8 protein-coding genes and 4 pseudogenes are annotated in these 12,453 nt (G+C 70.5%); 7 read left to right on the top strand and 5 right to left on the bottom strand.

What is annotated here, in order from left to right; all coding sequences use genetic code 11:
- Window positions 1–48 precede the first annotated feature (48 nt).
- Window positions 49–1,023: a YafY family protein gene (locus ABZU99_RS17365; RefSeq protein ID WP_355951914.1), complete on the top strand. Its 975-nt coding sequence runs from the start codon at window positions 49–51 to the stop codon at window positions 1,021–1,023.
- Between the two features lie 109 nt (window positions 1,024–1,132).
- Here the strand turns inward: ABZU99_RS17365 and ABZU99_RS17360 are convergent.
- Window positions 1,133–1,471 (bottom strand): annotated as a pseudogene (locus ABZU99_RS17360) (reductase); the annotation flags it as partial.
- Between the two features lie 27 nt (window positions 1,472–1,498).
- Window positions 1,499–2,707: an RNA-guided endonuclease TnpB family protein gene (locus ABZU99_RS17355; RefSeq protein WP_356048530.1), complete on the bottom strand. Its 1,209-nt coding sequence runs from the start codon at window positions 2,705–2,707 to the stop codon at window positions 1,499–1,501.
- A gap of 241 nt (window positions 2,708–2,948) precedes the next feature.
- Here ABZU99_RS17355 and ABZU99_RS17350 point away from each other — a divergent pair, with 241 nt between their 5' ends.
- Both ABZU99_RS17350 and ABZU99_RS17345 read left to right on the top strand, forming a co-directional pair.
- Complete coding sequence (locus tag ABZU99_RS17350; protein WP_356048528.1) at window positions 2,949–3,836, top strand: GNAT family N-acetyltransferase; 888 nt, start codon at window positions 2,949–2,951, stop codon at window positions 3,834–3,836.
- Between the two features lie 76 nt (window positions 3,837–3,912).
- A pseudogene (locus ABZU99_RS17345) lies at window positions 3,913–4,098 on the top strand (hydroxyurea phosphotransferase); the annotation flags it as partial.
- A 231-nt stretch (window positions 4,099–4,329) separates the two neighbouring features.
- Here the strand turns inward: ABZU99_RS17345 and acnA are convergent.
- The 3 genes and pseudogenes from acnA to ABZU99_RS17330 form a co-directional block, all read right to left on the bottom strand.
- The gene (acnA, locus tag ABZU99_RS17340; protein ID WP_356048526.1) at window positions 4,330–7,047 is read right to left on the bottom strand and encodes an aconitate hydratase AcnA; all 2,718 of its coding nucleotides are present in this window, start codon (window positions 7,045–7,047) and stop codon (window positions 4,330–4,332) included.
- A gap of 236 nt (window positions 7,048–7,283) precedes the next feature.
- Window positions 7,284–8,072, bottom strand: a complete 789-nt coding sequence (locus tag ABZU99_RS17335) for a hypothetical protein (RefSeq protein ID WP_356048524.1) — start codon at window positions 8,070–8,072, stop codon at window positions 7,284–7,286.
- A gap of 135 nt (window positions 8,073–8,207) precedes the next feature.
- A pseudogene (locus ABZU99_RS17330) lies at window positions 8,208–8,393 on the bottom strand (hypothetical protein); the annotation flags it as partial.
- Here ABZU99_RS17330 and ABZU99_RS17325 point away from each other — a divergent pair.
- From ABZU99_RS17325 to ABZU99_RS17310, 4 genes and pseudogenes are all read left to right on the top strand, one after another.
- Window positions 8,352–8,549 (top strand): annotated as a pseudogene (locus tag ABZU99_RS17325) (hypothetical protein); the annotation flags it as partial. The pseudogenes ABZU99_RS17330 and ABZU99_RS17325 overlap by 42 nt on opposite strands.
- Before the next feature lie 259 nt (window positions 8,550–8,808).
- On the top strand, window positions 8,809–9,363 hold the full coding sequence (locus ABZU99_RS17320) for a Uma2 family endonuclease (protein WP_356048522.1): 555 nt from the start codon (window positions 8,809–8,811) through the stop codon (window positions 9,361–9,363).
- A gap of 36 nt (window positions 9,364–9,399) precedes the next feature.
- Window positions 9,400–10,299, top strand: coding sequence for a LysR family transcriptional regulator (locus tag ABZU99_RS17315; RefSeq protein ID WP_356048520.1), 900 nt, complete (start codon window positions 9,400–9,402; stop codon window positions 10,297–10,299).
- A gap of 487 nt (window positions 10,300–10,786) precedes the next feature.
- Window positions 10,787–12,316: a UDP-N-acetylglucosamine 1-carboxyvinyltransferase gene (locus tag ABZU99_RS17310; protein ID WP_355954569.1), complete on the top strand. Its 1,530-nt coding sequence runs from the start codon at window positions 10,787–10,789 to the stop codon at window positions 12,314–12,316.
- Window positions 12,317–12,453 lie beyond the last annotated feature (137 nt).

The raw sequence follows: 12,453 nt of genomic DNA, 5'->3' as shown, positions 1-12,453 counted from the left end.
CGTAAAGTCGATACAGGACAGAATCCGCCCTGAAATGCCGAGTGATCCATGTCGCATCCCCTGACCCGTGTGCTGACCCTGCTGGAACTCCTCCAGTCCAACGCCCGGCTCACCGGGGTGGAGCTGGCCGACCGGCTGGACACCGACGTGCGCACGGTGCGCCGGTACACCGCGCACCTGCGGGAACTGGGCATCCCCGTGGAGGCCGAACGCGGCCGCTACGGCGGCTACCGGCTGGCCCGCGGCTACCGGATGCCCCCTCTGGTCCTCACCAATGACGAGGCTCTCGCCGTCGTTCTTGGCCTGCTCGCGGCAGAACGTCTGGGCATGGGCACCGCCGCGCCGGCCAGTGCCGGTGCCCTGGCCAAGATCGAGCGGGTGCTTCCGCACGCCCTGCGCGAACCGCTCGCCGCCATGCGGGAGACCCTGTCGTTCACCGCCAACGCCGTGATTGGGCAGGCACCCGGAACCGGCGTCCTGCTGGCACTGGCCCATGCCTCCCGCGCCCGCACGACCGTCGGTATCAGCCACCGGTCCTGGCGCCAGGAACACACCGAACGCGACATTGACCCCTACGGCGTGGTCTTCCACACCGGCCGCTGGTACGTCGTCGGCCACGACCACCTCCGCGACAGCCTGCGGACCTTCCGCATCGACCGCATCGCCTCCGTCACCTCCCGAGCCGACAGCTTCACCGCACCCGCCGGCTTCGACCCCGTCGCCCACCTCACCTCGAACCTCGCCCAGGGGCCCTACCGCTGGCAGGTCGAGGTGACGATCCATGGCCCCCTCGATGAGATCGCCCGCCGACTGCACCGCTCCGCGGTGACCCTCACCGACCAGCCCACCGGCGTCCTGATGCACGCACGGGCAGAACGGCTGGACGGCATGGCCCACATGCTCGCCTCCCTGGAATGGCCCTTCACCATCCACTATCCCGACGAACTACGGCAGGCGCTCAAGAATCTGGCCGCCCAGCTCGCCGAATCCGCAGAACGAGCACCGGGAGAAATACCGCAGTGACGGCAGCCGGCCGCCCTCGAGGAAGAGTCTTTCCGCCGCAGATCATTAGGGAGCCGTTGATGCTGCAGCGATCCGGTCGGCCTACGTGCGGAACGCCTTGCGCCCGGCCGGACGCCTCGACCAGTGGGCCGTCCTCGCCGAGCCCGGCCGGGGCCGGGTAGGCGTACACCGAGCGGCTGGAGATGTAGACGTACGACCCGGCGCGGCCGGCGAGCAGACGGGCCGTGCCGCGCACCGCCGAGGGCGCGCCCGACCAGGTGTCGACGACGACGTCCCATTCGCCGCGCGCGAGGGCCGCGAGCCCGTCCGCCACCCCTCGCTCACCGCGCAGGGCGGTGGCCTCCGGCGGCGGGTCATGGCGGCCGCGGTGGAACTCCGTCACCTGGCCGCCGCGGGCCAGCGCTTCCTCGGCTATCGCGCGCCCCACGAACTCCGTACCGCCCAGCATCAGAACTCTCTTGACTTCCTCCCCCGCCTAAAGGTGGGGGATTCCCACCCTCACAGGTGAGGCTTCCTGCTTCACCGACGACCGCCCCGTCCGGGAGGACTCCCGTTGAGGTCTTACACCGTCTCCACAGGCAGACGCCGCCAGCCCGGCGGCCAGGATGTTGCGTGCCGCGTTCACATCGCGGTCATGCACCGTGCCACACTCGCACGTCCACTCACGGACGTTCAGCGGCAGCTTCTCGCGGACCGTGCCGCAGGCCCCGCACAGCTTGCTGCTGGGGAACCAACGGTCGATCACGACGAGTTCACGCCCGTACCAGGCGCACTTGTACTCCAGCATGGAGCGGAGTTCCGTCCACGACGCGTCACTGATCGCCCGCGCAAGCGAGTGATTCTTGACCAGGTTGCGGACGGTGAGGTCCTCGATCACGACCGTTTGGTTCTCACGGACGAGTCGAGTCGACAGCTTGTGCGGGAAGTCGCGGCGCCGGTCGGCGATCCGCGCGTGGACCCTGGCGACCGTGCGCCGGGCCTTCTCCCGGTTCGCCGAGCCCTTCGCCTTTCGCGACAGCTCCCGCTGTGCGCGGGCCAGGCGGGCCCGGTCGCGGCGTTCGTGCTTCGGGTTGGCGACCTTCTCCCCGGTGGACAGGGTCACCAGGCTGGTTATGCCCGCGTCGATACCGACCGCGTTCGCCGTGGCTGGAGCCGGAGCAATGCGGTCCTCACACAGCATCGAGACGAACCAGCGTCCGGCGCTGTCACGGGAGGCGGTCACCGTCGTCGGTGCAACGCCCCGCGGGAGCGGACGCGACCATCGGATATCCAGCGGCTCCGTCATCTTGGCCAGCCTCAGTTGCCCGTCGCGCCATGTGAAGGCGCTGCGGGTGTACTCGGCCGACGCGCGGGACTTCTTCCGGCTCTTGTAGCGCGGGTACTTCGCGCGCTTGGCGAAGAAGTTCCCGAACGCCGTCTGAAGGTGCCGGAGCGCCTGCTGGAGCGGAACCGAGGACACCTCGGACAGGAAGGCCAGTTCCCCGGTCTTCTTCCACTCCGTCAGCGCGGCGGAAGACTGCACGTAGGAGACGCGGCGCTGCTCGCCGTACCAGGCCCGAGTGCGCTCCTCCAACGCCTTGTTGTAGACAAGGCGGACGCAGCCGAACGTGCGCGACAGCTCCGCTGCCTGCTCGTCCGTGGGATAGAAGCGGTACTTGAAAGCCCGCTTGACCTGCTGCGTCATGCCTCACATGGTATCAGTTCGTCTGTGAGCGGCGGGTGTCGGCTGATGGCCGCAGACACCGAATCGCCCTGGCGGTGATTCGCCTTTCCCTGCCCTGCTCCGCAGGGGCTTCGTTTCCTCCCCGCCCTAAAGGACGGGGTATCCACGAAGGGATCCCAATGACGACAACCCTGCCCGCGCACGGCGGCGCACCCGGGCGGATCAGCTTTCAGCTGATCCCGGGCGGCGCCATGATGGGCTCATGATCCTCCGCCAGCTACGTGACACCGAGGAGGACGCCGAGGCGGTCTGGGATGTGGCCGCTGCCGCCCTCGGCGACTCCAGCGCCCTCATGGGCGAGGCCGACAGCGTGTGGCCACCGCAGTACGTCTCCGACGTCCGCAGCCGGAACCGGCATCTCGCCCGCACCGACCCGGGCGGCTGCTGGATCGCCATGGACAAGGACGGAGCGCCGATCGGGGCGGCCCTGTCCACGCGGCGTGAGGGCACCTGGGGGCTGTCGATGTTCGCGGTGCTGCCCGAGGCGCAACGGCACGGCGTCGGCCGGGAGTTGCTGGCCGCGGCGCTGACGTACGGCCGGGGGTGTCTGCGCGGGATCATCTGCGGTTCACAGGACCCGCGCGCGGCCGCCACGTACCGCCGCGCGGGTTTCGCCCTGCACCCGGCGATGCGGCTGCGCGGCACCGTCGGACCGGCGACCAAGGAGCGTCTGCCCGCCCCCGACGGCGCCGTCCACGAGGGTCTGGCCCGCCACCGGGACGTCCTGGACTCCGTCGACCGCCGCACCCGGGGCGGGGCCCATGGCCCCGACCACGACCTGCTGCTGAGCCAGCGACGGCTGCTGGTCGTGGACGACTTGGCGGGCAGCGGCTATTGCTATGTGGCCGACGACGGCAAGATCGAGCTGCTGGCCGCCACCTCCCGCCGCCTGGCCAAGCGCCTGCTGACCGCCGCCCTGCTGTGCATGCCGGACGGCACCGACGCCCAGGTACCGAGCCTGACGGCGGAGCAGCAGTGGGCGGTCGACGTCGGCCTGGAGGCGGGCCTGGAGCTGTCCACCGGCGGCTATGTGTGTCTGCGCGGCATGCCGCCCCCGGCCCCCTACATCCCGTCGAGTACGTTCCTGTGACCAGGTCCGGGCACCCGCCGATCGAGGTCCCGCCGGCGCTTGCCGCCACCCTCGGCCAGTACGAGGGGGGACCGGGGATGTGGCGCGCGCGGTGCGGCGCCGCTTCGAGGTGATGACCGAGGTGCTGGGCCTGGACCGGGAGCGGGCCCGGGGTTGGACCCTCGCGCGGGTGCTGCAGAACGCGTTGTGGGACGTGGAGGACGGGGAGACCGCCCTCGATCCGGTGCAGACGGCCATCGCCCGCGCGCTGCTCACGCCCTGACGTGGACAGGCTCAACGCGCTGACGCGGATGGGCTCACGCGCTGACGCGGACGGGCTCACGCGCTGACGCGGACGGGCTCACGCGCTGACGCGGACGGGCCGCACGCTGACGCGGACGGGCTCACGCGCTGACGCGGACGGGCTCACGCGCTGACGCGGACGGGCCGCACGCTGACGCGGACGGGCCGCACCCCGCCGTGGGGTGCGGCCCGTCGCGTACCGGAGTGGCGCTTACTTGCGGATCAGCGACCGCAGCACGTACTGCATGATGCCGCCGTTGCGGTAGTAGTCCGCCTCGCCGGGGGTGTCGATGCGCACCTTGGCGTCGAACTCGACCTCGCCCGCCTTCACCTTGACCGTCTCCGGGATGCCGCCGTCGTCGAGGGCGGTGATCCCGGTGATGTCGAAGGTCTCCTCACCGGTCAGGCCCAGCGACAGCGCCGAGGCGCCCTCGGGGAACTGGAGCGGGAGGACGCCCATGCCGATGAGGTTCGAGCGGTGGATGCGCTCGTACGACTCGGCGATGACGGCCTTGACGCCGAGCAGCGCGGTGCCCTTGGCGGCCCAGTCGCGGGAGGAGCCGGAGCCGTACTCCTTGCCGGCCAGGATCACCAGCGGGATGCATGCGGCCTGGTAGTTCTGCGACGCGTCGTAGATGAAGGAGACCGGCCCGCCCTCCTGCGTGAAGTCGCGGGTGTAGCCGCCCTCGGTGCCCGGCGCGATCTGGTTGCGCAGCCGGATGTTGGCGAAGGTGCCGCGGATCATGACCTCGTGGTTGCCTCGGCGGGAGCCATAGGAGTTGAAGTCACGACGCTCGACGCCGTGCTCCAGGAGGTACTTGCCGGCCGGGGTGTCGGCCTTGATCGCACCGGCCGGGGAGATGTGGTCGGTGGTGACCGAGTCGCCCAGCTTGGCCAGCACCCGGGCGCCGGTGACGTCCTCGACCGGGGCCGGGTCCATGGTCATGCCCTCGAAGTACGGGGGCTTGCGGACGTAGGTGGACTCCGGGTCCCACTCGAAGGTGTTACCGGTCGGGACGGGCAGCGCCTGCCACTGGGCGTCACCGGCGAAGACGTCGGCGTAGCTGGTGTTGAACATCTCCTGGCCGATGGCCGAGGCGACGACCTCCTCGACCTCCTGCTCGGAGGGCCAGATGTCGCTCAGGTGGACCGCGTTGCCGTCCTGGTCCACGCCCAGGGCGTCCTTGGTGATGTCCACCTTCATGGAGCCCGCGATGGCGTACGCGACCACCAGCGGCGGGGACGCCAGGTAGTTCATCTTGACGTCCGGGTTGATCCGGCCCTCGAAGTTGCGGTTGCCGGAGAGCACCGAGGTGACGGCGAGGTCGGCGTCGTTGACGGCCTTGGAGACCTCCTCCGGCAGCGGGCCGGAGTTGCCGATGCAGGTGGTGCAGCCGTAGCCGACGAGGTTGAAGCCGAGCTTGTCGAGGTACGGGGTGAGCCCGGCGCGGTCGTAGTAGTCCATGACGACCTTGGACCCGGGGGCCAGGGTGGTCTTGACCCACGGCTTGCGGGTGAGGCCCTTCTCGACGGCCTTCTTGGCCACCAGGGCGGCCGCGACCATGACGTACGGATTCGAGGTGTTGGTGCACGAGGTGATCGCGGCGACGGTGACGGCGCCGTGGTCGATCTCGTACTGGGAGCCGTCGGGGGCGATCACCGGGGTGGGCTTGGTCGGCACCCCGTTGGAAACGGCCGGGGCGTCCGAGGCCGGGAAGGACTCGATGCCCGCCTCGTCCAGGTCGGCCACGGGGACGTACTGACGGACGTCCTGCGCGAACTTCTCGGCGGCCTCGGCCAGCACGATGCGGTCCTGCGGACGCTTGGGGCCGGCGATCGACGGGACGACCGTCGACAGGTCCAGCTCCAGCTTCTCGGAGAAGTCCGGCTCGGCGGCCGGGTCCAACCACAGCCCCTGCTCCTTGGCGTACGCCTCGACGAGCGCGAGCTGCTGCTCGCTGCGGCCGGTCAGCTTCAGGTAGTTGATCGTCTCGCCGTCGATCGGGAAGATCGCGGCGGTCGAGCCGAACTCCGGCGACATGTTGCCGATGGTGGCGCGGTTGGCGAGCGGGATCGAGGAGACGCCCTCGCCGTAAAACTCGACGAACTTGCCGACCACACCGTGCTTGCGCAGCATCTCGGTGATGGTCAGCACCAGGTCGGTGGCGGTGGTGCCGGTCGGCAGCGAGCCGGTGAGCTTGAAGCCGACGACGCGCGGGATCAGCATCGAGACCGGCTGGCCCAGCATCGCGGCCTCGGCCTCGATGCCGCCGACGCCCCAGCCGAGCACGCCGAGGCCGTTGACCATGGTGGTGTGCGAGTCGGTGCCGACGAGGGTGTCCGGGTACGCCTGGCCACCCCGGACCATGACGGTGCGGGCCAGGTGCTCGATGTTCACCTGGTGGACGATGCCGGTGCCGGGCGGGACGACCTTGAACTCGTCGAAGGCCGTCTGGCCCCAGCGCAGGAACTGGTAGCGCTCGCGGTTGCGGCCGTACTCCAGCTCCACGTTCTGGGAGAAGGCTTCCGGAGTGCCGAAGCGGTCGGCGATGACGGAGTGGTCGATGACCAGCTCGGCCGGGGCCAGCGGGTTGATCTTCGCCGGGTCGCCGCCGAGCTCCTTGACGGCCTCACGCATGGTGGCGAGGTCCACGACGCACGGCACACCGGTGAAGTCCTGCATGATCACACGGGCCGGCGTGAACTGGATTTCCTGGCTGGGCTGGGCCTTCGCGTCCCAGCTGCCCACCGCGCGGATGTGGTCGGCGGTGATGTTCGCGCCGTCCTCGGTGCGGAGCAGGTTCTCCAGCAGCACCTTCAGGCTGTACGGGAGGCGTGCGGAGCCCTCCACCTTGTCCAGCCTGAAGATCTCGTACGACTCGTCGCCCACCTGCAGGGTGCTGCGGGCGTCGAAGCTGTTCGCCGACACGACAGTCTCCTTCATGCATGAATTCGCGCGTACCACCGCAATGCTGCCGTCACATGCCCGCGCCGATCCGCTGAGGTAGGGCTAAGTTAGGTAACCCTTACCAGCGCGGGTGCGACGGTGCGCCTTCCAGCAGATATCTCGATGTCGAGATAACTCTAGTACATCGCTCCCGCGCGGTCATGTCATGCCCGGCCCTCGACCGCGTCAGCGACTCAGTCTCAGTGACTCAGTGAGACTCAGTGACTCAGCGACTCGGCATCCCCCATCACGATCACCGGATGCCGGGCGGGATCGAGCGTGCGGAGCAGTTCCCGCATATGCCGCTGCGCCAGGCTCACACAGCCCCGTGTGGGTCCGCCGTGGTCCACATGCAGCCAGATACCGCCACCCTTGGCCGCGCCGAGGGGGCGGGTCGAGTCGAGGGGCGAGGTTCCGGGCTTGCGGTTGTAGTTGATCGCGATGACGTAGTCGAAGGAGCCCGCGAGCGGCTCGCCCGCGAAGCCGGTGCCGCCGATGGCGAAGGCCCCCGACTGGTCGTACGGCAAGGGGGTGCCGGGGTCGGGCAACCGCCCGCCCGCGTCGGTGAGGGAGAAGACGCCGATGGGCGAGCGGAGATCGCCGACCCGATGGTCGTCCGTCCAGCCCTTGCGGGCGTTGTGGGCCTGCCAGGTGGCTCCCGGCTCCCAACCCGCCCCCGTACGCCGGTACAGCACCACCTGCGACCTCGAGGACTTCTTGCCCCGGCCGGTGACCAGGACGACCTGCCGCGCGCTCCGGGGAATCTCCGCCAGCGTCCGCGGGCCCAGGCCCGGCAGTCGCGCCGGGGCGGACGCGGCGGGCGCATCGGGGTCCGCGGGTGCCGGCCCGGACCTGGCCTGTGTGCCGCCGGGCCCGGGAGCCGCCGCGTCCTCCGCACCGGCGGCAGCCGACGGGGCCCGGTCCGCCGTCCCGGCACCGGGGCCCGCGCACGCGGTGAGCGTCGCGGACAGGGCCAGCACGGCGGCGGACACGCCCAGGCGGCGCATGGTGCGGTTCGCTTGATCGTCGCCAACCGGGGTGCGGGAGCGCCCACGATGCGGGCGAGGTGTTGGGGAAGCCATACCTTCAGCCTGGAAGAGACATATGAGGAACTGGTCAGCTCGGTCGTACGAGATCACGCCTCAGCGCGCGGAGCCCGCCCGACACTGGTCCCACGGCATGTTCCAGCCGTTGAGGCCATTGTCGCGGGCGATCGTCCGGGCGTCCGAGTTCTTCACCACGACCACATCACCGACGAGGGAGCGGTCGTGGAACCAGGCGCCATCCTGAGAGGGGTCGGCGCCGCCCCGGACGTCGTTCAGGCGCAGGCCGAGCCCATCCGCCGGCCGCCGCTTCAGCAGGGTCACACCGCCGTCGTGGTCCACGACGGCCGGGCCGCGATCGACGAGGTCAGGAGCCGCACACCGGACCTCGTGGTCCTGGACCTGACGCTGCCGCGGATCGAGGGATTCGGCGTGTGCCGCGCGGGCATCCGTCCGCTCACCCGTACCGAACCCGGCCGCTGGCCGGACGTGGAGGAACCGTCACGGCGAACAGCGAGCCCCGGCATCGGGGCCGTGTTCACCATCCTCCTCCCCCTCGGGCGGGAGCCGGACGGCTCGCGTTGACTGGGCCCGTTCACCGGTACGGGTGATCGCTGGACGGATGCGCCCCAGGTCGTGGCGGATTGCGTTGGACCTGGGCGGTCGTCATGCCGCACTTGCGATGTCCGGTGGAGGACCCATGAGCTCACAACCGCACTCGTACGCGGCGGACGACCCCGAAACCGCGCTGAAGTACGCGATCCAGCCCATTCCGGCAATCGACCGGGTGCAGATCGTCGAGGGGGTCATCGATCCGTTGTCGCCAACGTGGGGTCATGAGAGGGCGGCCGGCAAGATCCGTGACCAGATCGCGTTGACCGTAGCCAAATTGGGTTGTGTCTCGGGCTCGGGCAACCTGGATCTTCCGGGCACCAGCAACTGGTACACCCCCGACGTGGCGGTCGTGCCCGAGGATCCGGCGGATGCCGATGCGTTGCCGCCCGATCAGACCCTGCTGGTCGCCGAGGTCACCTCGGAGTCCAACGGCGACACCGACCCCGTCGTCAAGCGCCGCCGGTACGCCGAGTACGGAGCCCCGCTGTACCTGGTGGGCGACCGGCAGGAGCGCACCTGCACGCTGTACGCCGAGCCCGGGAAGTTCGGGTACACCTCGGTGAACGGACCGCACCCCTCCGGTACGCCCGTACGGCTTCCGGAGCCGTTCGAACTGGAGCTGGACACCTCGGAGTTCTGAACTGAGCCACCCCCGGACGCCGCGATACTGCCATCCATGGATCCGCAACTGCTCCGCACCTTCGTCTCCGTGGCCCACTGCGGCTCCTTCTCCGCGGCCGCCCGGGAGCTGGGCGTCACCCAGTCGGCGGTGTCCCAGCACATCGCGGCCCTCGAAGCCGATCTGCGCACCCCGCTGCTGACCCGGCGGCCGGTCGCGCCGACGGCCGCCGGGGCGCGGTTGCTGGAGCACGCCCGGCCGCTGCTGTCGCGGCTGGACGCGGCACGGGCGGATGTCGAGCGGCTGGCCGGGGCCGTCGCCACCCGGCTGACCCTCGGGGCCACGCCGCTGGCCCTGACCCCGCGGATGGCGACGGCGCTCGCCGGGGCGCGCCGGGCGCACCCCGGGACGCGGACGGCCGTACGGATCCTCGGCCGCCGGGAGATCCCCGCCGCGGTGGCGGCGGGGGCGCTGGATCTGGGCCTGGTCGACGGCCCGGCCGCGCCCGGCGACCCCCTGCCGCTGCCCGACGCCGGGCCGCTCACCGCCGTCGCTGTCGCCGAGGCGCCGCTGGTGGTGGCCCTGCCCACCGGCCACCCACTGGCCCGGCGGCTCGGGCTGCGGCTGGCCGACCTGGGCAGTGCGCGCTGGCTGGACGCCCCGGACACCGCCATGCCGCTCGGCCCCCTGCGGGCCACGGCCGGGAGGGGCGGTTTCCGCGCCTCGCTGACGTACGAGGGCACCGACGTACGGGCCCTGGCCGCGCTGGCCGCGGCGGGGCACGGGCTGGCGCTGCTGCCGCACGCGGCCGTCGAGGGCGTCCCCGGCGTCGTCACGGTCCCGCTGATCTCACCGCGCCTGGTCCACCGGACCGAGCTGCTGCACGGCGCCGCTGTGGACGGCCCGGCGCGGTCGCTGGCCGCACTGGTGACGGGGGACGGCCGCCGCTATGCGTGACGCCATGGGCGGCGGGGCCGGGCCCGGGCGTGACGCTGTGCGGTAGCGGCGGGGCCGGGCCCGGGCCCGGGAGTGACGCTGTGCGGTACCCGAGCATCGCGGGCGTTCCGCTGCCGGTCGCGGCCAGCAGCCGCTGGGTGCCGAGCGGGGTGTGCGTACGGTGGGCGATCGCGGCGGCGACGATTCGGGGGGCGAGGATGTGGGCGGTGGGCGCCGGGAGGAAGGCACCCGGACCGGTGAATCCGTCGGGCTGCCGATACGCGTCGCGAGCGGATCCGGCAGCCGGTCACGCGGCGCGGCGAAGACCGCCGGAGCCGCGGCCGGGCCGGCACGAAGGGCGGGGCGTCGATGAGCGCACGGCGCGGGACGGGTCACGGCGACCTCCTTGTTCGCATGCCAATAGAACAACTTTCGGCTGAGCAGGGCACTTTCTCACCTCTCCTCCCCCGGCGCGTGCGCATCTCATATACGAGATAGCCTCTTCTCTATGACTGACGACTACCTCTCACGTATCGGCAAGCTCATCCGTGATGCTCGGCAGCACCGCGGCTGGACCCAGTCCCAGCTCGCGGAGGCACTGGGCACCAGCCAGAGCGCGGTCAACCGCATTGAACGCGGGAATCAGAACATCAGCCTTGAGATGATCGCCAGGATCGGTGAGGCCCTGGACAGTGAGATCGTCTCCCTTGGTTACGCGGGCCCGATGCATCTGCGCGTGGTGGGAGGCCGCCGCCTCTCCGGCGCGATCGATGTCAAGACGAGCAAGAACGCGTGTGTGGCGCTGTTGTGCGCCACGTTGCTCAACGCGGGCCGTACGACGCTGCGGAGGGTCGCCAGGATCGAGGAGGTGTACCGCATCCTCGAAGTTCTGGGCAGCATCGGCGTCCGCACCCGCTGGATCAACGACGGCGCCGATCTGGAGATCGTGCCTCCCGCCGAGTTGGACCTCGATTCGATGGACACCGAGGCCGCCCGCAGGACGCGGAGCGTCATCATGTTCCTCGGCCCGCTGCTGCACCGCATGGACCGCTTCCGGATTCCCTACGCGGGCGGTTGCGACCTCGGCACCCGTACCGTGCAACCGCATATGACCGCGCTGCGCCCCTTCGGCCTCGAAGTGACCGCCACCGACGGGATGTACCACGCCCAGGTCGACCGCACCGTCTCCCCCGGCCGCGCGATCGTGCTGACCGAGCGCGGCGACACGGTCACCGAGAACGCGCTGCTGGCCGCCGCCCGGCACGACGGCGTCACGGTGATCCGCAACGCCTCCTCCAACTACATGGTCCAGGATCTCTGTTTTTTCCTGGAGGAGTTGGGGGTCAAGGTCGAGGGCGTGGGCACGACCACGCTCACCGTGCACGGGGTCACCCGTATCGACCGCGACGTCGACTACGCGCCGTCCGAGGACCCGGTGGAGGCGATGAGCCTGCTGGCCGCCGCCGTGGTGACGGAGTCCGAGCTGACGATCCGTCGGGTGCCGGTGGAGTTCCTGGAGATCGAGCTGGCCGTACTGGAGGAGATGGGGCTCGACCACGAGCGCAGCCCCGAGTACGCGGCGGACAACGGCCGCACCCGGCTGATCGACCTGACGGTGCGTCCGTCCAAGCTCCAGGCCCCGATCGACAAGATCCACCCGATGCCGTTCCCCGGCGTCAACATCGACAATGTGCCCTTCTTCGCGGCCATCGCGGCGGCCGCCCAGGGCTCGACGCTGATCCACGACTGGGTCTACGACAACCGCGCCATCTATCTCACCGAGCTCAACCGGCTCGGTGCCCACGTCAAACTCCTCGACCCCCACCGGGTTCTGGTCGAGGGCCCGACCCGCTGGCGCTCGGCCGAGATGATGTGCCCGCCCGCGCTGCGCCCCGCGGTGGTGGTGCTGCTGGCGATGATGGCGGCGCCGGGGACGTCCGTCCTGCGGAACGTGTACGTCATCAACCGCGGTTACGAGGATCTGGCGGAGCGCCTGAACTCGATCGGCGCGCAGATCGAGACCTTCCGCGACATTTGATACGCCGGATGCCGCCGCACCCCGCTTGACCTGCACAAATGCGGGTCATGAAGGGGTGCGACGGCACCTCTGGGACTTCTCTGGGATTTTGGGCCAGGACCGGGCTTCCGCCGGTCGTCCGGGCTATGCGAAGACCG

Origin of the sequence: Streptomyces sp. NPDC005266, assembly GCF_040607655.1 — a bacterium.
GTDB lineage: Bacteria > Actinomycetota > Actinomycetes > Streptomycetales > Streptomycetaceae > Streptomyces.
This window is presented reverse-complemented; position numbering and strand designations above follow the sequence as displayed.

What these genes read in the sequence shown, in the direction of transcription:
- ABZU99_RS17365 (WP_355951914.1), top strand. Translation starts at nt 49, where the DNA reads ATGTCGCATCCCCTGACCCGTGTGCTGACCCTGCTGGAACTCCTCCAG.
- ABZU99_RS17355 (WP_356048530.1), bottom strand. Translation starts at nt 2,707, where the DNA reads ATGACGCAGCAGGTCAAGCGGGCTTTCAAGTACCGCTTCTATCCCACG.
- ABZU99_RS17350 (WP_356048528.1), top strand. Translation starts at nt 2,949, where the DNA reads ATGATCCTCCGCCAGCTACGTGACACCGAGGAGGACGCCGAGGCGGTC.
- ABZU99_RS17335 (WP_356048524.1), bottom strand. Translation starts at nt 8,072, where the DNA reads ATGCGCCGCCTGGGCGTGTCCGCCGCCGTGCTGGCCCTGTCCGCGACG.
- ABZU99_RS17320 (WP_356048522.1), top strand. Translation starts at nt 8,809, where the DNA reads ATGAGCTCACAACCGCACTCGTACGCGGCGGACGACCCCGAAACCGCG.
- ABZU99_RS17315 (WP_356048520.1), top strand. Translation starts at nt 9,400, where the DNA reads ATGGATCCGCAACTGCTCCGCACCTTCGTCTCCGTGGCCCACTGCGGC.
- ABZU99_RS17310 (WP_355954569.1), top strand. Translation starts at nt 10,787, where the DNA reads ATGACTGACGACTACCTCTCACGTATCGGCAAGCTCATCCGTGATGCT.